Origin of the sequence: Micrococcus sp. (assembly GCF_034179925.1) — a bacterium.
GTDB lineage: Bacteria > Actinomycetota > Actinomycetes > Actinomycetales > Micrococcaceae > Micrococcus.
The window spans coordinates 57,932-74,415 of record NZ_JAXFPG010000003.1 but is presented as its reverse complement, the minus strand read 5'-3'; the positions used below and the strand labels follow the sequence as shown (position 1 = coordinate 74,415).

The window sequence follows — 16,484 nt, the reverse complement described above, 5'->3', positions numbered from 1 at the left end:
CCATGACTCGCCTGTTCTACACGCCCATCGGCCCCTGGCACGCCTGGTTCGCCTGGCACCCAGTGGACACCGTGACGCACGGCTGGCGGTGGCTCACCACCATCGAGCGGCGCCGCATCCAGAGCAAGCTCTCACTCCCGGGCCCCATTGACCAGTGCTGGGAATACCGCCCGAAGGAGTCCGGCGAATGAGCCTCTCCACCGCCTGGCCCGCCCCGGGCCCCAGACCGAGGGTCATCAAGCTGGCCCGCGCCACCTGGGCGGCCGTCCTCCCCACCGGCCGGCTGCACATCCACCCCACCCACACTCGCGCCCTCGCCGCCGCCCTGGCCTGGACCCACACGAAGGAGCCCCGCCCGTGACCGCCACCGAGCACCCCATGACCGAGACCGCCGCCGCCACACTGTGGGACGCGAGCCGAGACCCCAGGCGTTCCATGGCGGATCGCCACGAGGAGATGCACCAGGACGACCGGGCCACCGCCGTGACCGCCCTGCGTGCCGCGTTCGACGCGGGCCGCGACTACGAGCGCACCACCCCCGCCGAGGTCACCGAGGAGATGGTGGAGGCGGCGAGCGATGTTCTGTGCCGATCCGTCGAGCGTGAGGTGGTCCGCGCCGCCCTGGAGGCCGCTCTCGCCGCCCCCACCCCGCCCGCCGAGGAAGTCGAACTGGCGACCAAGCACCCCGCGCACCTGCTCGACGTGCAGAACGACGACGGCGACACGTGCGCGCACATGGCCCTGTGCGGCGCCGGCTACTGGCATGGCGTGGACCAGGACGGCGACATCCGCGCATGGGGACCATGGAGGCTCACCGCCTTCACCCTCCCGGACGGCACCCGCGCCCACCGCGACGGGGAGCGCGAGGACGGGAAGCCCCGGTTCGTGAAGGAGGACGGGAAGTGAACACCGACCCTGTTGAGCTCGCCCGCGAGGTGCTGGACGCCCACGCCGCTTGGGGCAAGACCGGACCCGGGACCGACGAGTGCGAACAGGCCAGCCACGCCTTCACAAGCGCAGTACGACGCCACGGGTACGACCTCGCCCGTGCTGTGCTCGCCGTCTCGGAACTGCACCGGCCCATCCGCGCCTACGACGAGTGCCACGACCCTGAGTGCCGGAACGAGCACATCGAGCTCGAGGACTACTGGGGGTGCGACAGCACGGTCATCGGCTGGGCCTGCGACGAGTGCTGCTACGACAACGGCAACCCGCTGGAGTGCAAGAAGCACGGCGGCGATCACACCGGCGTCACTGCGGACCAGGCGTGCTCCACCCGCGCCGCCCTCACCAAGGACGGGCAAGCCCATAGCTGACCGCCCCACACCCGGCAAGGACAAGCCCAACCCTGGCCCCGAACCACGGGCCGCCCACCTGCCGCCGGCCGCCCTACCGGATCGATCCCAACCCCCGCCGCATCCACTGACCCCCACCAACCCGAAGGAGAACCACATGGACGGCCTGCACCCCCTCCACCACACCGCCATCGAGCTCACCCTCCACGGGTGCACCGTCATCCCCGTCCGCGCCGACGGCACCAAAGCCCCCGCCCTCCGCGCCTGGCAGACCCGCGGCCCCGCCACCCCAGCCGAGCTCACCACCTGGTTCGGCGGCGACCACCCCCAGCACGGCGCCCTCGGCATCGTCTGCGGCCCCGCTTCCGGCGGCCTCGAGCTCACCGAAATCGAAGGCGCCCACATCGACGCCCTCACCACGTTGGACGAGACCGCCCGCGCCGAAGACGAACCCCTCTGGGAGCTGCTCAACCACGGGTGGGTGGAACGCTCCCCCTCCGGCGGCATCCACTGGATCTACCGGGTCGCCGGCGAAGACACCGTCGCCGGGAACACCAAGCTCGCCAACGCCGCCGACCGCACCGTCATCGCCGAGACCCGCGGCACCGGCGGCCAGTTCGTCGCCGCCCCCACCCCCGGGACCGCCCACCACTCGGGCCGCCCCTGGGAACGCCTCACCGGCGGCCCCGCCACCGTCCCCACCCTCACCGTGGCGCAGCGGGACCGGTTCCACGCCTGGTGCCGCATCCTCGACCAGACCCCCACCCCCACCACGGTCCCGCGGCAGGCCGCCCCCACCCCGGCTCCCGCCCTGCACACCGACGGCACCAGCCCCGGTGACGCCTTCGAGAACGAACCCTGGGAGGCCATCCTCGAACCCCACGGCTGGACGAAGGCCGGCACCCGCGGCACCGAGACCCTCTGGGTCCGCCCCGGCAAGAACCCAGCCGAGGGCATCTCCGCCACCACCGGGCACGCCGACGACCGCGACCGGCTCTACGTGTTCACCACCTCCACCGACTTCCAGGCCGAGGTGCCCTACACCAAGCTCGGCGCGTTCGCCGTCCTCAACGCCGGCGGCGACCACCACAAGGCCGCGCAGATGCTCCGCAACGGCCAGCACACCCCCGACGGCCGCCGCTACGGCACCGAACCGACCATCCCCGCCGACCAGCTCCAGGCCCGACAGGACGCCTGGGTCCGCGCCCAGCAGCCCACCCCCGCCACCCAGGAGCAGGGCACCGGCACCCACGGCACCCCCACCCCTGCCCCCCGTGTCGCACCAGACGAGACGCCAGTCGTCCCCCTGGCGACCGTCACCCCCATCCGCGACGACATCCCCCACCCCCACACCATCACCCTCCGCTCCGACGACGGCAACGCCGCCACCCTCGCCCACCGGTACGGCGACCGCCTCCGCTACTGCCCCGACCGCGGCCGCTGGCTCCACTGGAACGGCCACACCTGGGACTGGCAACCAACCGGCGGCGGCCTCGCCCGCGAGGCCGCCAAGAAGATCGGCCGCGCCATGCCCGACGACCAGGAATGGCAGAACCACAAGCGCCGCACCCTCTCCGCAAAGGGCACCACCGACCTCCTCACCCAGGCCGCCACCGACCCCCGCCTCACCGTCCGCGCCGACCAGCTCGACGCCCACCCCTGGGAGCTCAACACCCCCGCCGGGATCCTCGACCTCCGCACCGGCCGTCTTGGCCCCTCCGACCCCGACAAGCTGCACACCCGCACCACCAGGTGGGCCCCCGACTTCACCGCCGACACCACCCGCTGGGACGGGTTCCTCGCCCAGACGTTCAAGGACCCCGACCTCATCGACTACATGCAGCGCCTCATCGGGTACTCCGCGGTCGGCGTCGTCCGGGAACACGTCCTCCCCTTCGCCCACGGATCCGGCGGCAACGGCAAGGGCGTTTTCCTCGAGGCCCTCATGAAGGTCCTCGGCGACTACGCCACCACCTCCCCCAACGGGTTCCTCATGGCCTCCAGCTACGCCGCGCACTCCACCGAAATCGCCCGCCTCGCCGGCGCCCGCATGGTCCTCTGCTCCGAGGTCAACGAGGACGACCGCTTCGACGAAGCCAAGGTCAAGCTCCTCACCGGCGGCGACACCCTCACCGCCCGGTTCATGCGCCAGGACGACTTCACCTTCACCCCCACCCACCAGCTCTGGCTCATGGGCAACCACAAGCCCGGCGTCACCAGCGGCGGCCGGTCCTTCTGGCGGCGCCTCCGCCTCGTCCCCTTCGAACACGAAGTCCCCGAGCACGCCCGCATCGACGGACTCCAGGACCTGTTCGCCGACAACGAGCACGGCCCCGCCCTCCTGGCCTGGATCGCCAAGGGCGCCGCCGCCTACCACCGGCACGGACTCACCGCCCCCGCCACCGTGTCCGCAGCCACCGCCCAGTACGCGCAGGACGTCGACACCGTCGGCCGGTTCCTCGCCGAGGACACCGAGCTGCACCCCCGCACCGCCACCCGCATCGAGTTCGCCACCCCCGCCGCCAAGCTCCGCGCCGCCTACGAAGCCTGGTGCATGCACAACGGCGAGACCCCCATCCGAGGCCGGGCCTTCACCTCCCAGCTGTCCCGACACGGGATCCTCACCGGCGCCGACGCACCCAGGGACAAGCACTCCAAGTACTACGGCGGCGTCACCCTCCTCCACGAGCACACCGACACCCATGACGGAGACAGGGGCGGCTGGTGACCGAACTCCGAACACACCCGGTGACCGAGGTGACCGAACTTTCGATCTATCCCCTACGCGCGCGCACGCGTAGAGAACCTGACGAATCTCCGGTCACCACGGTCACCAACACCGGCCCCGGGTGACCGAGGTGACCGAACTTTCGATCTATCCCCTACGCGCGCGCGTAGCGGAACTAACGAGAAGTCGGTCACCACGGTCACCACCACCCCCACCCACGGAAGGAACCCCGTGTCGCAGCCGCCCCTGTTCCACACCCCCGGCGCCCCACCCCGGAACCGCACCGCCGGCTCCCCCCAATGGCTGCAGGACGCACTCCAAGCCCGCCGCCCCCACCCCCGCAACACCTGGTGGAACCACTGCCGCCACTGCGGCCGCCTCATCCTCACCGGAGACGACGCCGACCACATGGCCCTCGTCGTCCGCGTCGACCCCAACCCCCTCACCCACCAGCAGCACATGCAAGCCGTCCTCGACCGCACCCTCATCTACCTCGCCGCCCCCACACCCACTCCCCACACGTGGAGGCTCTACCGGCTCGGTCCCGGCCACCTCTGGCACCAACTCGCCAACCCCCTCCTCCTACCACCCCACGACTGCCACCACCCACCCCGCGGCCCATCCCTCGCCGACACCCCAGACCCCACCCCACCCGACCCCAACGCCACCCTCCCCTTCTGACAGGAGCACCACCATGACCACCCACCACGGCCACTACGAGCGCAAGGTCACCGCGGCCATCCAGGCGCTCACGACCACCACACGCGCCGGCTACACCCTTGCCGGCCCCGCTAATGGAGGTGCCCGCTGATGCCCCGATCCCACAAGGCCGCCAAGGCCGCCGGCGCCCGCTTCGAGCGCCAGACCGCCGATTACCTCGCCGCCCACGTCGACGACCGCATCGACCGCCGCGTCAAGACCGGCGCCCTCGACAAGGGCGACATCGGCGGGCTCCGCGCCCACGGACAGCGCGTCGTCATCGAGTGCAAGAACACCAGCCGCATCAACCTCGGCCCCTGGGCCAAGGAGGCCGAGTCCGAACGCACCAACGACAACGCGCTCGCCGGCGTCATCGTCCACAAGCGCCACGGCGTCGGCGACCCCGCCCACCAGTGGGTCACCATGACCCTCGCCGACTTCGCCGCGCTCCTCACCGGCACCCGCCCCATCCCCGGCCAGCCATGACCGGCCACCCCCACCCCGAAGGAGGCACCATGCGCACCCTCAAGGAACTCGTTGACCGGCTCACCACCCACACCCCCCAGATCATCCACCACGCCACCGGGCCCCTCCTCATCCAGGCCCACCCCCTCCTCGACCAGCTCCAGGAGGCCCAGCACGACCACGGCACCACCGACGGCCGCTCCACCGGCTCCTCCGGATCCGGCGCCCCCCTCAACGTCGACGCCCTCAAGCTCGCCTGCCGCATCACCGACGAGCTCACCCACCTCCGGTGGCTCCACCGCTCCGCCCCCACACCACCCGCCCCCGCGCTCCAGGCAGCCGCCGACCTCTACGGCGTCCCCGCCACCCACGTCATCGGCCCACCCCGACCCGGGTTCGCCGGCCTCACCATCGCCGAACGCCTCCGCTGGGTCGCCATTCGCGCCACCGCCGCCGGCGCCGAGGCCGCCGTCATCGAGGTCGTCACCGGGTGGGTGCAGGACATCGAACGGCTCCTCAACCCACCCGTCACCGTTCGGCTCCGCGGAGCCGAATGCCCCGCTTGCGGCGTCACCCGCACCCCCATCTGGGATGCCGACCAGGATGCCTACGTCGACACCCCAGCCCTGACCATCACCATGGGCATCCAGCCCCACGCCCGTTGCGCCGAATGCGGGGCCACCTGGACCGGGCCAGAAGTCGTCGACCTCGCCGGCCAGTGCGGAGGCTCCACCGCAGCCGCCGCACACGCCCTCGGCGGGTGACGAATGTCCACTGGTGCACGTCTCCGACGTCGTGTATCCTCGGAGATGCCGGACACAGGTGTGTCCGGAGTCAGACTCCCGGAGGCCCCGCACCCCACCAGGTGCGGGGCCTCCGTCGTACCACCGGTCACACTGCATCCCCAGATGTGGACGAGCTGCTTGCCCGTGCCCCTCGGCAATGACCCACTCGACCACACGAAGGGGGGGCATGCCTCGAGCTCGACGCATCTGCCCCAAGCCCGGATGCCCTCGGCCGGCACACGGTCGGTACTGCCCAGAGCACAACCGCGAGTACGAGACCAAGCGTGGCAACGCCAACGCCCGCGGCTACGGGTCCGCGCACCAGCGACGCCGAGCCGCCTGGGCAGAGCGTATAGCTGCAGGCGGCGTGACCTGCTGGCGTTGCGGGCGCACCATCACCGCGACCGACGAGTGGGACCTCGGGCACGACGATCACGATCGGACGATCACACGCGGCCCCGAGCACGCACGCACATGCAACCGCTCCGCGGCCGGGCGCCGAGCGCACAAGCTCGACGGCCCCTGACCCCAGGGGGAGGGGGCGAGGGGACGGGCGCTTCAGACCGCCGGTGAGGTCTCTAAAGGGTGCGGACAGTTCAGAAAGTCCCGGTGAGTGCGATGCCGTCGGGCTGTCAAGAGGTGGCGCGACGCCACAGGAGGCAATTTCATGGCACGTGGAGGTGCTCGCAATCGTTCCGGCCCGGCGCCGGATCCGAATTCGGCCCGGTCTGACGCCCGAGGGCTGCGTTTCGACGCGCTGCCGGCGGAGGGCTTCCAGGGTGAGGCTCCGGAGTTCCCCTTCGGGGACATGTCTGGCCGTGAGTCGATGAAGTGGGCTTCGCTGTGGCGCACCCCGCAGGCTGCGGCATGGGCGCGTGAACCGTGGCGTTGGGACACGGTGGCGATGTACTGCCGCTGGGCGGTGGTCTGCGAGTCCCCTGACGCGCCGGCGTCTGTTCTGGCGCAGGTGCATCGCCTGGGCGACCAGATCGGCATGACCCCGGCTGGTCTGAGGGAGAATGGGTGGTCGATTGCCCGCGACGAGGTGGCGCAGCGCCGTGAGGTGAAGGCTGAGGCTGTTGCTGCGGAGGCCCCGCGGCGTCGTTTGAGGGCTGTCGGTGACCAGTGAGGGCCCCGAGTTCGTCGTCGATTTCCCGACGCTGGGCGACCTGCTGGATCAGTGGATCGAGCAGCACTGCCGTGTGCCGGATGGCTTCAATCGTGGCGCAGCGTTCCGGCAGTCGGACTGGCAGTTCTGGTGCACGGCGAACCACTGGCGGGTCCGTGAGGACGCGGTGTGGCGGCCGGAAGCTCCGCTGCTGAATCAGGCGTTCGTGTACCGCCGCTCGCAGGTGGTGGCGCCGCAGAAGACGGGCAAGGGCCCGTGGGCGGCGGCGGTGACGGCTGCTGAGGCCGTCGGCCCGGTGGTCTTCGGCGGCTGGGCTGAGGCTGGCGAGCTGTACCGGTGCGAGGACCACGGTTGCTCGTGCGGCTGGGTGTACGAGTACCTGGCCGGCGAGCCGAAGGGCATTCGGCACCCGTCCCCGCTGATCCAGCTGACGGCGACCTCGGAGGACCAGGTCGCGAATGTGTACCGGCCGCTGAAGGCGATGATCCGCCTTGGTCCGCTCGGTGAGCTGTTGAAGGTCCGTGAGGGTTTCATCCGCATTGTCGGCTCGTCGTCGGATGATGATTTCGACCGGATCGACGTGGTGACGGCGAACGCGCAGTCCCGCCTGGGCAACCCGATCTCGTTCGCGATTCAGGACGAGACTGGCCTGTACACGCGGACGAATAAGATGGTCCAGGTTGCGGAGACCCAGCGCCGTGGCGCCGCCGGCATGGGTGGCCGGACGATCGAGACGACGAACGCGTGGGATCCGTCGATGAACTCGACGGCGCAGCGCACGTTCGAGAGCCGATCCCCCGACGTGTTCAAGTTCTTCCGCCAGCCGGACGCCTCCCTGTCGTACCGGAACAAGCGGGACCGGGCGCGGATCCACCAGCAGGTGTACGCGGGCTCCCCGTGGGTCGACCTGAACTCGATCGAGGCGGAGGCCGCGGAGTTGCTCGAGGACGACCCGGCGCAGGCGGAACGGTTCTTCGGGAACCGGCTCGTGTCCGGCACTGGATCGTGGCTGAAGGACGGGGTGTGGGATGCGGCTTACGCCGGTGACGTGGCTTCCGAGCCCGCCTGACGGGACGCAGATCGCGCTCGGCTTCGATGGGTCCGAGTCGAACGACTGGACGGCCCTGCAGGCCGAGACGATCGACGGGATGACGTTCACGCCTCGGTACGGGCCCGATCGGCGGCCGACTGTCTGGAACCCAACCGAGTGGGGCGGCCAGATCCCGCGTGGCGAGGTGTCCGCGGCGGTCGATGAGCTGTTCGACCGGTTCGACGTGGCCCGAATGTACTGCGACCCGCATGACTGGTACTCGGAGATCGGCGAGTGGGCGCTGAAGCACGGCGAGGAGCACGTGTTCGAGTGGAACACGTCCCGCGTCACGAAGATGTTCGAGGAGATCCGCCGGTTCGAGGTGGACCTCCGTGAGGGGCGGGTCACCCACGACGGGTGCCCGATCGCGACACTGCACGCGGCGAACGCGCGGAAGGTCGCGAAGCCGGGTCAGAAGTACATCCTCGGCAAGCCGGCCATGCACCAGAAGATCGACGCGATCATGGCCCGGGTCCTGGCTCACACGGCGGCGTCTGACGCTCGTGTGGAGGGCTGGGCAGAGACGACTGACAACCGAATGTGGTGCTTCTGAAAGGAGGACGCATGGACTTCCTGCCTTCCGATCAGGCCGATCTCGTGGATAAGTTGGTGCGCCGCCTGGCGGACACTCTGAGCGTGGACGGGAAGCATGACCGGTACTACGAGGGCCTGCAGCGCCTGGAGCACATCGGTCTGGCTGTCCCGCCGGAGCTGCGCCGCTTCGAGACGGTCGTGAACTGGTGCCGCCTCGTTGTGGACTCGGTAGCCGACCGCATGCGGATGAAAGCGTTCTACCTGCCTGGCGAGGACCGGGCCTCGGAGGCGCTCCGCGAGTCGTGGGACTACAACAACTTGGATTCGGAGTCGATCGCGCATCACCAGGAGATGCTGGTGCTGGGTCGCGGCTTCGTGTCGGTGGGGGCGAACGAGGAGGACCCGGAGCGCCCGCTGATCCGTGTGGAGAACCCGCGTGAGATCGCCGTAGAGATCGACTACCGGCATCGGCGACTCGAGGCGGCGGTGCGGACCTGTCACTTCGAGGTTGATCCGGTGACGTTCCAGGCGCGGTGCGATGAGGCTGTCCTGTACTTGCCGGACGAGACGCTGTGGCTGTCCCGAGCCAAGGGCCGCTGGGCGATCGAGGACAGAGATGCTCACCGGCTTGGCCGCGTGCCTCTGGTGATGTTCTTGAACCGGCGCCGTGTGGGCAAGTGGTCGGGCGTGTCCGAGATGGTCGATGCGATCCCGCTGGTGGACTCTGCGGCCCGCGCGCTGACGAACCTGCAGCTGGCGGGCGAGACGCACTCGGTGCCGCAGAAGTACGTGCTGGGCATGTCGAAGGGCGACTTCGTGGACAAATCGGGGCACCCAATCCCGGCGTGGGAGGCGTACTTCAACGCGATCTGGGCGAACTCGAACAAGGACGCGAAGGTCGGTCAGTTCTCCGCCTCGGACCTGTCGAATTTTCACAAGACGATCGAGCACTACGGGTCTCTGCTGACGGGCGTGTACGGCCTCCCTCCGCGGTACGTGGGCCTGTCATCGGTGAACCCGGCAGCGGAAGGCGCGATCCGGGCCGAGGAGGCCCGTCTGATCCTGAACGTGGAGAAGAAGTCCGCGCTGGCCGGCGACGGCTGGGGCTGGGTCATGGGCCTGTCTGAGCGGTTCCGCACGGGCGATTGGGTGACCGGCTCCCGGATCAAGACGGACTGGCACGACCCGGGCACCCCGACCTACGCGCAGCGGGCCGACGCGCTCACGAAGATGTACGCCAACGGGCAGGGCATCCTCTCCCGTGAGGGCGTGTGGGAGGAGCTCGGCTGGTCCGAGGCGCGTATGGAGCGGGAGAGGCAAAGGTTCGACCGTGAGGCCCGCGAGTCCCTGGTCGCTCTCGAGAAGATCGTGGACGGCGACGAGGCATGAGAGTCCCGGCGCCGGCGGTGGAGCAGTACGAGCGGTCGGTGCGCCTGCAGCGGTCGGCGCGGGCCGCGGTGGATGCGGTGTGGCGTCAGTTGGACTCGCGGTTCCTGTCGGAGTCGTGGGACGAGGCGGCGCCGACGCTGACGGCCGCGGTGACGCGACTGCAGGGGCAGGCCGCGACTGGTGGCGCCCGGTACGGGGCGCCGACGCTGGCCGCGCAGGGCGTGTATGTGGCGCCGGGCGCGTGGGTGGACCCGGGTGGTATCGCTGGGTGGTCCTCGCGCGGTGTGCCGGTGGAGCGGGCCTTATACAGCGGGGTACCGCACACGAAGCGGCTGATTGCCGGGGGCATGGAGCCTCGAGCGGCGATGCGTCAAGGCCGCGAGATGGTGCGCATGTCGGCGGCCACGCAGGTCGCGGACGCGGGCCGCACAGCGGCGTCGGTGGACACGTTCACCCGCCGCGGCATCGCCTATGTGCGGATGCTGACCCCGCCGTCGTGCGGCCGGTGTGCCGTCCTGGCGGGCCGGGTCTACATGAACAACGAGGGCTTCCGGCGTCACCCGCGGTGTGACTGCATCCATGTCCCGACGAGCCGTGCCGCGGCCGAGCGGGAGGGTCTGGTCACGGACCCGTACGAGTACTTCGAGTCCCTATCGGAGGCCGAGCAGGCGAAGGCGTTCGGCGTGAATGGGGCTCAGGCGATCCGTGACGGCGCGGACCTGTTCCAGGTCGTGAACGCCGGCCGCGGCCTGTCCTACGGGGGCGAGTCCCGGGACGGCACCCTCCGCGGCCAGAAGGTGGCGTCTCCGTACACCCGCGAGAGCACCTCGAGGCGCGGCCTGTGGGGCGGCACACGGGGCATCGGGCGGCAGCGCCTGTCTGTGGATGCGATCTACAAGCAGAAGCTGGACAGGGAGACGACTCTCCGTCTGCTCGAGCGGAACGGGTACTTGCTCCCCCAGGGCCAGGTGCCGGAGGGCGCGATCCGCGGCCAGTACTCGCTGATCCCGAAGTCGGACATGACGGCGGCGGAGAAGCGTGTGCAGACCGCAACCCTGCGGTGGCAGGCGGTCCTGGAGGGCCGGAACCCGTACGGGGACGGCCCGCTCGCCCCGGGCGTTGCGGCGCGTGCGGAGGCTGAGTACCGCCGCTGGGTCGCCTCGGGCGGCCATATCTTTACCCGCTGAGTCGGGTTCACGTTCTCCCCTGTCGGCGCGATGCAGGCGGGGCACACCTACCGCGATGGAGGACGTCATGTCGGACGCAGAGACGACGCAGGCCGAGCAGATTGCTTCGGCCGACCAGGAGGCCCCCGAGGGCGCCCGCGAGGGCGTGCAGGAGGCCCACGAGCAGGAGCTCGGCGAGGGCGGCAAGCGTGCCCTGTCTGCGGAGCGCGAAGCGCGCCGTGCGGCAGAGCGCGAGCTGTCTGAGGCCCGCGCCGCGCTCAAGGAGATTGAGGACGCGAACCTCTCGGAGCTCGAGCGCGCTCAGCGCGACGCGCAGGAGGCCCGTGAGGAGCTGACCGCCCTGCGTGTGGAGAACGCTCGCTACCGGGTCGTCCAGGCCAAGGGGGTGCCCGGCGAGCTCGCCGAGTTCATCACCGGGGACACCGAGGAGGAGATGGCCGCGAAGGCCGACCTGCTCCTGGCTCGGATCCCGTCGTCCCCGTCCACTCCGAAGCCGGATCGCACACAGGGTGCGTCTGCCGGCAACGTCCGACCCGTGTCGAATGCTGAGGCGTTCGCCACGGCGCTGGGCGACTTCTGATACCTCAAGCTGAAAGGAAATGCCCATGGCCGGCATCGACATCAACCGTCTCTCTGACGGCATCAACCTGACCCCCGAGCAGTCCAACGAGATCTGGTCGGCCGCCGAGTACTCCTCCGCTGTCATGCAGCTCGCGACCCGCGTGAACCTGCCCGGCGCCGGCGTGTCCGTGCCGATCATCACCGGCGAGCCCGAGGCTGACTGGGCGAACGAGACCGACGAGAAGCCGGTCTCTCGCCCGGCCTTCGGTGACAAGCTGATGACCGGCTACACGGCCGCCGTCATCGTGCCGTTCTCGAATCAGTTCCGCCGCGACAAGCCGGCCCTCTACCGCGAGATCGTCCGCAAGCTCCCGCAGGCCCTGGCTCGCAAGTTCGACGCTACCGTGCTCGGTGCCGCCGAAGGAGCCCCTGGCCCGAACTTCGACACCCTGGGCGGCGCGGCCGCGGTTGACATCGCCACCGACCCGTGGCGGGGTCTGGTGGCCGCCGACCAGGCAGTTGCTGTGGGTGGCGGCGTCCTGAACGGCTGGGCCCTGTCCCCGCAGGCCCGAGGACTGCTGCTGGGCTCGGTCGACCAGATGGGGCGCCCGCTGTTCATCAACTCGGTGGGCGAGGGGTCCGTCCCGAACCTGCTGGGAGCTCCGGTTCACCTCACCAAGGCGCTGGGCGGCGAACCGCTGGGCTTCGCAGGCGACTGGTCCTCGGCGCACTACGGCGTCGTGGAGAACATCCAGCTGTCCATCTCGGACCAGGCGACCATCAACGACGGCGGCACCCAGCTGAACCTGTGGCAGCGCAACATGTTCGCCGTCCGCGCCGAGTTCGAGGTCGGGTTCCGCGTCCGCGACGTGGCGCACTTCGCGAAGCTGACCGGCGCCGAGGCGGGATCCTGATGCCGGTGAAGCTCAACCCGCCTTCGTCGACCGTCGTCGTGACGGTGGCTGACGATGCTGCGGACAAGTACCTGGCGGCCGGGTGGAGGAAGGTGGCTCCGGCTCCTGAGCCCACCGTGGAGAAGGAGAAGGCCTCGGAGGCTCCGGCGCGACGCCGCGCCGCTCGAGGCGACTGACGAGGGAGGTCGGGACGTGTCCGCTGTGACGATCCAGGATGTGGAGGCGCGCCTCGGGCGCGTCCTGACCGACTCCGAGTCCGGGCAGGTCGAGGCGTGGATCCAGGATCTCGACGCCCTGGTGGCGTCGAGGATCCCGGACCTGGTGACCAGGGGCGTGTCTAGTAAGTGCGACCGCGGGGTTCTGCGGTTCGTGTACGCGCAGGCGATCCGGCGGCTCCTGCTGAACCCTGAAGGGCTTCGCCAGTACACGGAGTCAATCGACGACTACTCGCTGACGAAGACCGTCGACTCGTCGGTATCGTCGTCGGCTCTGTATCTGACGGACGACGAATGGGCGCTCCTGTCCCCGGCGATCGCTGATGGGGCTTTTTCGATCCGTGCCGTCGGTGCCCCGGATGCTGGCGAGTACCGGCAGTGGCAGACCACGACCAGGTGGGAGGTGCCGCCGGCATGACCGCAAGCTCGATCACCCTGCTGGGCCGGGCCGCGGCGGAGCGGCTCATGAGCGAGCACGTGGTCATCACGCGCCGATCGGATGAGCCGGTCACGGACCCGGACACCGCGGTGGTGTCGTACCCGACCGTGACGATCTACGAGGGCCGCGGCCGCCTTCAGTACCGGGGAGCGCTGCCGTCCCCGGATTTCGACGCCGGCCAACGGTACACGGTGACCCCGTTCCTGCTGCAGGTGCCGGTGGGCGTGGATCTTCGGATCGACGACGAGGCGCTGGTCGCGTCCTCGCAGCTGGACCCGCTGAGCGTCGACCGTCGCTTCCGCGTGACCGCGCTCCCCCGCAAGACACACGCCACGGCAATCCGGGCCTCGGTGACCGAGGTGCAGCAGTGAAGGGCGCACATGAGCTGGACGCCCTCGCTCGTGACCTCGGGAAGATGCCTGCCGAGGTGGCCCGCAAGGTCGGGCCGATCGCACGCAAGACCGCCCTGGAGATCAAGCGGGGAATGCAGGCGGACCTGGCGAAGTCGAGGCACTTCGGGCAGGTCGCCCGGTCGGTGGACTACGACGTGCACGAGTCCGGCGCGTTCGGCTCCCAGACGGTCCTGGTCGAGGTCGGCCCGAACGCTGACCGGCACCCTGCTGCGGCGCTCGCGGGCCTCGCGTACTTCGGTGGCGCGAACGGCGGTGGCGGCACGGTCCGCGATCCCGTATACCACCTCGAGGAGCAGGCCGCCCTCATGGAGAAGTGCATCGGAGATCTGACCGGGGAGGGCCTGTGATCGACCTGCTTCGCGCCGCCGCGGCGCGTGTCCCGTTCACCACGCATCTGCTTCGCGCCGACCTGCCAGACCCGGGAGACCCGGCGGCGTACCCGTACGTGGTGCTCTGGGCGGACCTCGGCGTCCCGTTCTCCGGTGACGGCCGGGACAGCGGCTCCCTCGGAGACCGGGCCGCTGGCCTGCATCTGACGATCCGAGCCACGTACGTAGGGCTCTCCCCCGCCGCGGTCGCGATCGTGGCGAGCAAGACCCGCGCCGCACTGGACCGGCAGGCGCTCGCCTCGGAAGGGTGGCACTGCGACCGGCTCCGTGTGTTCCCCGTGCTGGGGATCGACTCGGATGAGTCCGTGCAGCTGCAGCACGGGCATCCCTACTATGCGGTCGACGAGTACCGCGTGATCGCGACGAAAGTGGACCCCGCATGAGCAAGAGGATCGCCGTCTACGACCAGCTGACGGGCCGCAAGACGTTCGTCCCGGAGTTCTGGCTTGGCCGGGACCACCCCCAGTTCTCCCGTTTCCGACGTACCCCGTCCCGCCGAAAGCGGGCGCAGAATCCGGCCCCGGAGCCGGTGATCAGCGAGGTCGACACCGACGTGGTGGCGGCCTCTTCCCATTCCGACCAGGAAAGGCAGTGACCATCTATGGCACGCACTCTTGCTGAGGGCCGTCTGAAGTGGACCGTCCTCACCGCAGCTCCGGCCGACCCGGCCGCTCCGACCGCCGCCGAGCTCAACGCTGGTTTCGATCTGTCCTGCGACGTGCTCGCGGCGGACTTCAGCTGGACCAACACGGCGTCGGACACCGTCGACGAGAAGGCGCTGTGCACGGTCGGCAACTCGACCGTGTTCGGTGCGTCGAACTACGACCTGGGTGCCACCCTGTGGCGCCAGTTCGACCCGGAGACCGGCGCCGCCGCCCAGGTGGAGTCCGAGGAAGCGTGGCTGGCGCTGCGCGAGAAGGGCACCACCGTGTGGGCGTACGCCCGCGAGACCTCGAAGCTTTCCACCGAGGACTGGGCCGCCACCGACGAAATCTATCTGGGTGGCGAGGTCATCACCGACGCGGCTCAGCGCATCGACGGCACCGGCTTCATCAAGCGGCGCATCGCGCTCGGCGCGCAGCGCATGTACGAGAACATCCAGGTCGCGGCTGCCTGATCCCAGACCCGCGGCGGGGGTGCGGCTCCTCGCCCCCGCCGCGGTTTCACCTCTAGGAGTCGCCAGAACGTGAGGAGTCACTATGTCTGAGCCCAGCACCGAGATCGCGTCCGCGCAGGACTTCGACCTGGACGCCTGGCTGGCCGGCGCGACCCGCCCGACCCGTGAGGTCGTCGTGTACCGGGATGGGCATTTGCTCGCCGAGCTCGACGCGCTTGCCCGGCAGATCGGGCACCTCGAGAAGGTCGGCGTCGACGCGGAGCCGTCCCTGGCCGAGAAGGGCGAGGTCGCGAAGCTGCGCGACGAGTACGAGGCCCTGGCGGGTAAGTACGTGGCCGGCCAGCTGGTCCTGCGTGTCCAGTCCGGGACGGTCGAGGAAGAGCGCAAGATCCGCGGCGACCGCGACGTGAAGACCCATGCCGAGGAGATCGGCCGCGACTACGTGTATGCCGCCCTGGTGCAGCCGCGTATGAGCCGTGACCAGTTCGATCAGCTGGTCCACGCGATCGGCTGGCACCAGTGGTCGAAGTTGCAGCAGGCGTATCAGCGTGCGTCGCTGGGTGATGTGGAGCCGAGCGCGGATTTTTTGCCGCGGTCCTCCACTCGGGACGCTGGGGACTGATTCTCTCCGCTCTTCGTGCGTGTGAGAAGTGGGGGCGGCCGCCGTCGTCCCTGCTCGGCGGTGCCGAGTGGGGCGAGCGGGACCACCTGCTGATCCTCGCGTACCAGCGGTATCTGGACACGACTTGCCCCGAATGCGGGGGGTACGTGCTTGAGTGCCGGGATCCCGCGAACGCGGGGGTGTACGAGGTGCGACAGGACCTGTGGTGCTACCGGAAGCAGGCGCTGGATGAGCTCACCGGCAAGGACGGGTGGAAGGCGGAGCCGGGGCAGGTGCTGACGGTCGGCGAGATCGACGAGTCAGTGGTGACCCGTCCCACCCTGGCGCGCTTTGCGGCGACCGAGCATGACGAGCGCGGCACCGATGCTTCCCCAGCCGAGCAGGATCACCGGTGAGGCAGACCCGTCAAGTGCGAACACGATGATGAACACGACGATGCCGAGAACGATCGCGGCGATACCGAGGCCCGTGAGGGTGTCGCCGGGCTTGCGCGTGGAAGCAGACATAACAACA

General features: G+C 69.9%; 24 protein-coding genes. 23 read left to right on the top strand and 1 reads right to left on the bottom strand.

All coding sequences use genetic code 11. The features are described from left to right. Positions 1-2: 2 nt before the first annotated feature. The 23 genes from SPI96_RS00495 (at position 3) to SPI96_RS00385 (ending at position 15,971) form a co-directional block, all read left to right on the top strand. Positions 3-191, top strand: a complete 189-nt coding sequence (locus SPI96_RS00495) for a hypothetical protein (protein WP_321080406.1) — start codon at positions 3-5, stop codon at positions 189-191. Further along, positions 188-361: a hypothetical protein gene (locus tag SPI96_RS00490; protein WP_321080405.1), complete on the top strand. Its 174-nt coding sequence runs from the start codon at positions 188-190 to the stop codon at positions 359-361. The genes SPI96_RS00495 and SPI96_RS00490 overlap by 4 nt, the downstream gene beginning before the upstream one ends. Continuing rightward, the gene (locus tag SPI96_RS00485; protein WP_321080404.1) at positions 358-906 is read left to right on the top strand and encodes a hypothetical protein; all 549 of its coding nucleotides are present in this window, start codon (positions 358-360) and stop codon (positions 904-906) included. The genes SPI96_RS00490 and SPI96_RS00485 overlap by 4 nt, the downstream gene beginning before the upstream one ends. Further along, positions 903-1,316, top strand: coding sequence for a hypothetical protein (locus SPI96_RS00480; protein ID WP_321080403.1), 414 nt, complete (start codon positions 903-905; stop codon positions 1,314-1,316). The genes SPI96_RS00485 and SPI96_RS00480 overlap by 4 nt, the downstream gene beginning before the upstream one ends. Positions 1,317-1,452: 136 nt before the next feature. Next, positions 1,453-4,023 (top strand): phage/plasmid primase, P4 family, encoded by a 2,571-nt coding sequence (locus tag SPI96_RS00475; protein ID WP_321080402.1) that lies wholly within the window; start codon positions 1,453-1,455, stop codon positions 4,021-4,023. 231 nt (positions 4,024-4,254) lie between these two features. Next, complete coding sequence (locus SPI96_RS00470; protein ID WP_321080401.1) at positions 4,255-4,704, top strand: hypothetical protein; 450 nt, start codon at positions 4,255-4,257, stop codon at positions 4,702-4,704. Between the two features lie 129 nt (positions 4,705-4,833). After that, the gene (locus SPI96_RS00465; RefSeq protein ID WP_321080400.1) at positions 4,834-5,208 is read left to right on the top strand and encodes a hypothetical protein; all 375 of its coding nucleotides are present in this window, start codon (positions 4,834-4,836) and stop codon (positions 5,206-5,208) included. Between the two features lie 29 nt (positions 5,209-5,237). Beyond that, positions 5,238-5,951 (top strand): hypothetical protein, encoded by a 714-nt coding sequence (locus SPI96_RS00460; protein WP_321080399.1) that lies wholly within the window; start codon positions 5,238-5,240, stop codon positions 5,949-5,951. 829 nt (positions 5,952-6,780) lie between these two features. Then, a complete protein-coding gene (locus SPI96_RS00455; RefSeq protein WP_321080398.1) occupies positions 6,781-7,101 on the top strand; it encodes a hypothetical protein in 321 nt (106 codons plus the stop codon). Beyond that, entirely contained in the window at positions 7,091-8,170 is a 1,080-nt protein-coding gene (locus tag SPI96_RS00450; protein ID WP_321080397.1) for a terminase, read from the top strand. The genes SPI96_RS00455 and SPI96_RS00450 overlap by 11 nt, the downstream gene beginning before the upstream one ends. Then, positions 8,145-8,744: a terminase gene (locus tag SPI96_RS00445; protein WP_321080396.1), complete on the top strand. Its 600-nt coding sequence runs from the start codon at positions 8,145-8,147 to the stop codon at positions 8,742-8,744. The genes SPI96_RS00450 and SPI96_RS00445 overlap by 26 nt, the downstream gene beginning before the upstream one ends. 11 nt (positions 8,745-8,755) lie before the next feature. After that, entirely contained in the window at positions 8,756-10,114 is a 1,359-nt protein-coding gene (locus SPI96_RS00440; RefSeq protein WP_321080395.1) for a phage portal protein, read from the top strand. Beyond that, positions 10,111-11,301: a hypothetical protein gene (locus SPI96_RS00435; RefSeq protein ID WP_321080394.1), complete on the top strand. Its 1,191-nt coding sequence runs from the start codon at positions 10,111-10,113 to the stop codon at positions 11,299-11,301. Before SPI96_RS00440 ends, SPI96_RS00435 begins: the two co-directional genes overlap by 4 nt. 67 nt (positions 11,302-11,368) lie before the next feature. Beyond that, positions 11,369-11,881 carry a hypothetical protein gene (locus tag SPI96_RS00430; protein ID WP_321080393.1) on the top strand — a complete coding sequence of 171 codons (513 nt, stop codon included), beginning with the start codon at positions 11,369-11,371 and terminating at the stop codon, positions 11,879-11,881. Between the two features lie 25 nt (positions 11,882-11,906). Then, a complete protein-coding gene (locus tag SPI96_RS00425; protein ID WP_321080392.1) occupies positions 11,907-12,776 on the top strand; it encodes a phage major capsid protein in 870 nt (289 codons plus the stop codon). After that, complete coding sequence (locus SPI96_RS00420; protein WP_321080391.1) at positions 12,776-12,952, top strand: hypothetical protein; 177 nt, start codon at positions 12,776-12,778, stop codon at positions 12,950-12,952. The genes SPI96_RS00425 and SPI96_RS00420 overlap by 1 nt, the downstream gene beginning before the upstream one ends. A gap of 16 nt (positions 12,953-12,968) precedes the next feature. Further along, positions 12,969-13,409: a hypothetical protein gene (locus tag SPI96_RS00415; protein ID WP_321080390.1), complete on the top strand. Its 441-nt coding sequence runs from the start codon at positions 12,969-12,971 to the stop codon at positions 13,407-13,409. Continuing rightward, positions 13,406-13,801, top strand: coding sequence for a DUF6093 family protein (locus SPI96_RS00410; RefSeq protein ID WP_321080389.1), 396 nt, complete (start codon positions 13,406-13,408; stop codon positions 13,799-13,801). The genes SPI96_RS00415 and SPI96_RS00410 overlap by 4 nt, the downstream gene beginning before the upstream one ends. Further along, complete coding sequence (locus SPI96_RS00405; protein WP_321080388.1) at positions 13,798-14,190, top strand: HK97 gp10 family phage protein; 393 nt, start codon at positions 13,798-13,800, stop codon at positions 14,188-14,190. The genes SPI96_RS00410 and SPI96_RS00405 overlap by 4 nt, the downstream gene beginning before the upstream one ends. Then, complete coding sequence (locus tag SPI96_RS00400) at positions 14,187-14,615, top strand: hypothetical protein (protein ID WP_321080387.1); 429 nt, start codon at positions 14,187-14,189, stop codon at positions 14,613-14,615. Before SPI96_RS00405 ends, SPI96_RS00400 begins: the two co-directional genes overlap by 4 nt. After that, positions 14,612-14,827 carry a hypothetical protein gene (locus SPI96_RS00395; protein ID WP_321080386.1) on the top strand — a complete coding sequence of 72 codons (216 nt, stop codon included), beginning with the start codon at positions 14,612-14,614 and terminating at the stop codon, positions 14,825-14,827. Before SPI96_RS00400 ends, SPI96_RS00395 begins: the two co-directional genes overlap by 4 nt. 6 nt (positions 14,828-14,833) lie before the next feature. Further along, positions 14,834-15,349 carry a hypothetical protein gene (locus SPI96_RS00390; protein ID WP_321080385.1) on the top strand — a complete coding sequence of 172 codons (516 nt, stop codon included), beginning with the start codon at positions 14,834-14,836 and terminating at the stop codon, positions 15,347-15,349. Positions 15,350-15,431: 82 nt separating this feature from the next. Continuing rightward, positions 15,432-15,971, top strand: coding sequence for a hypothetical protein (locus tag SPI96_RS00385; RefSeq protein ID WP_321080384.1), 540 nt, complete (start codon positions 15,432-15,434; stop codon positions 15,969-15,971). 299 nt (positions 15,972-16,270) lie between these two features. On the opposite strand, the gene SPI96_RS00380 is transcribed toward SPI96_RS00385, so the two are convergent. Then, complete coding sequence (locus SPI96_RS00380) at positions 16,271-16,477, bottom strand: hypothetical protein (RefSeq protein WP_321080383.1); 207 nt, start codon at positions 16,475-16,477, stop codon at positions 16,271-16,273. Between the last annotated feature and the right edge of the window lie 7 nt (positions 16,478-16,484).

Bases quoted from the DNA above. Each gene is read 5' to 3' on its own strand.
- SPI96_RS00495 (WP_321080406.1), top strand. From the start codon at position 3: ATGACTCGCCTGTTCTACACGCCCATCGGCCCCTGGCACGCCTGGTTC.
- SPI96_RS00490 (WP_321080405.1), top strand. From the start codon at position 188: ATGAGCCTCTCCACCGCCTGGCCCGCCCCGGGCCCCAGACCGAGGGTC.
- SPI96_RS00475 (WP_321080402.1), top strand. From the start codon at position 1,453: ATGGACGGCCTGCACCCCCTCCACCACACCGCCATCGAGCTCACCCTC.
- SPI96_RS00465 (WP_321080400.1), top strand. From the start codon at position 4,834: ATGCCCCGATCCCACAAGGCCGCCAAGGCCGCCGGCGCCCGCTTCGAG.
- SPI96_RS00460 (WP_321080399.1), top strand. From the start codon at position 5,238: ATGCGCACCCTCAAGGAACTCGTTGACCGGCTCACCACCCACACCCCC.
- SPI96_RS00455 (WP_321080398.1), top strand. From the start codon at position 6,781: ATGTCTGGCCGTGAGTCGATGAAGTGGGCTTCGCTGTGGCGCACCCCG.
- SPI96_RS00440 (WP_321080395.1), top strand. From the start codon at position 8,756: ATGGACTTCCTGCCTTCCGATCAGGCCGATCTCGTGGATAAGTTGGTG.
- SPI96_RS00435 (WP_321080394.1), top strand. From the start codon at position 10,111: ATGAGAGTCCCGGCGCCGGCGGTGGAGCAGTACGAGCGGTCGGTGCGC.
- SPI96_RS00430 (WP_321080393.1), top strand. From the start codon at position 11,369: ATGTCGGACGCAGAGACGACGCAGGCCGAGCAGATTGCTTCGGCCGAC.
- SPI96_RS00425 (WP_321080392.1), top strand. From the start codon at position 11,907: ATGGCCGGCATCGACATCAACCGTCTCTCTGACGGCATCAACCTGACC.
- SPI96_RS00420 (WP_321080391.1), top strand. From the start codon at position 12,776: ATGCCGGTGAAGCTCAACCCGCCTTCGTCGACCGTCGTCGTGACGGTG.
- SPI96_RS00410 (WP_321080389.1), top strand. From the start codon at position 13,406: ATGACCGCAAGCTCGATCACCCTGCTGGGCCGGGCCGCGGCGGAGCGG.
- SPI96_RS00395 (WP_321080386.1), top strand. From the start codon at position 14,612: ATGAGCAAGAGGATCGCCGTCTACGACCAGCTGACGGGCCGCAAGACG.
- SPI96_RS00390 (WP_321080385.1), top strand. From the start codon at position 14,834: ATGGCACGCACTCTTGCTGAGGGCCGTCTGAAGTGGACCGTCCTCACC.
- SPI96_RS00385 (WP_321080384.1), top strand. From the start codon at position 15,432: ATGTCTGAGCCCAGCACCGAGATCGCGTCCGCGCAGGACTTCGACCTG.
- SPI96_RS00380 (WP_321080383.1), bottom strand. From the start codon at position 16,477: ATGTCTGCTTCCACGCGCAAGCCCGGCGACACCCTCACGGGCCTCGGT.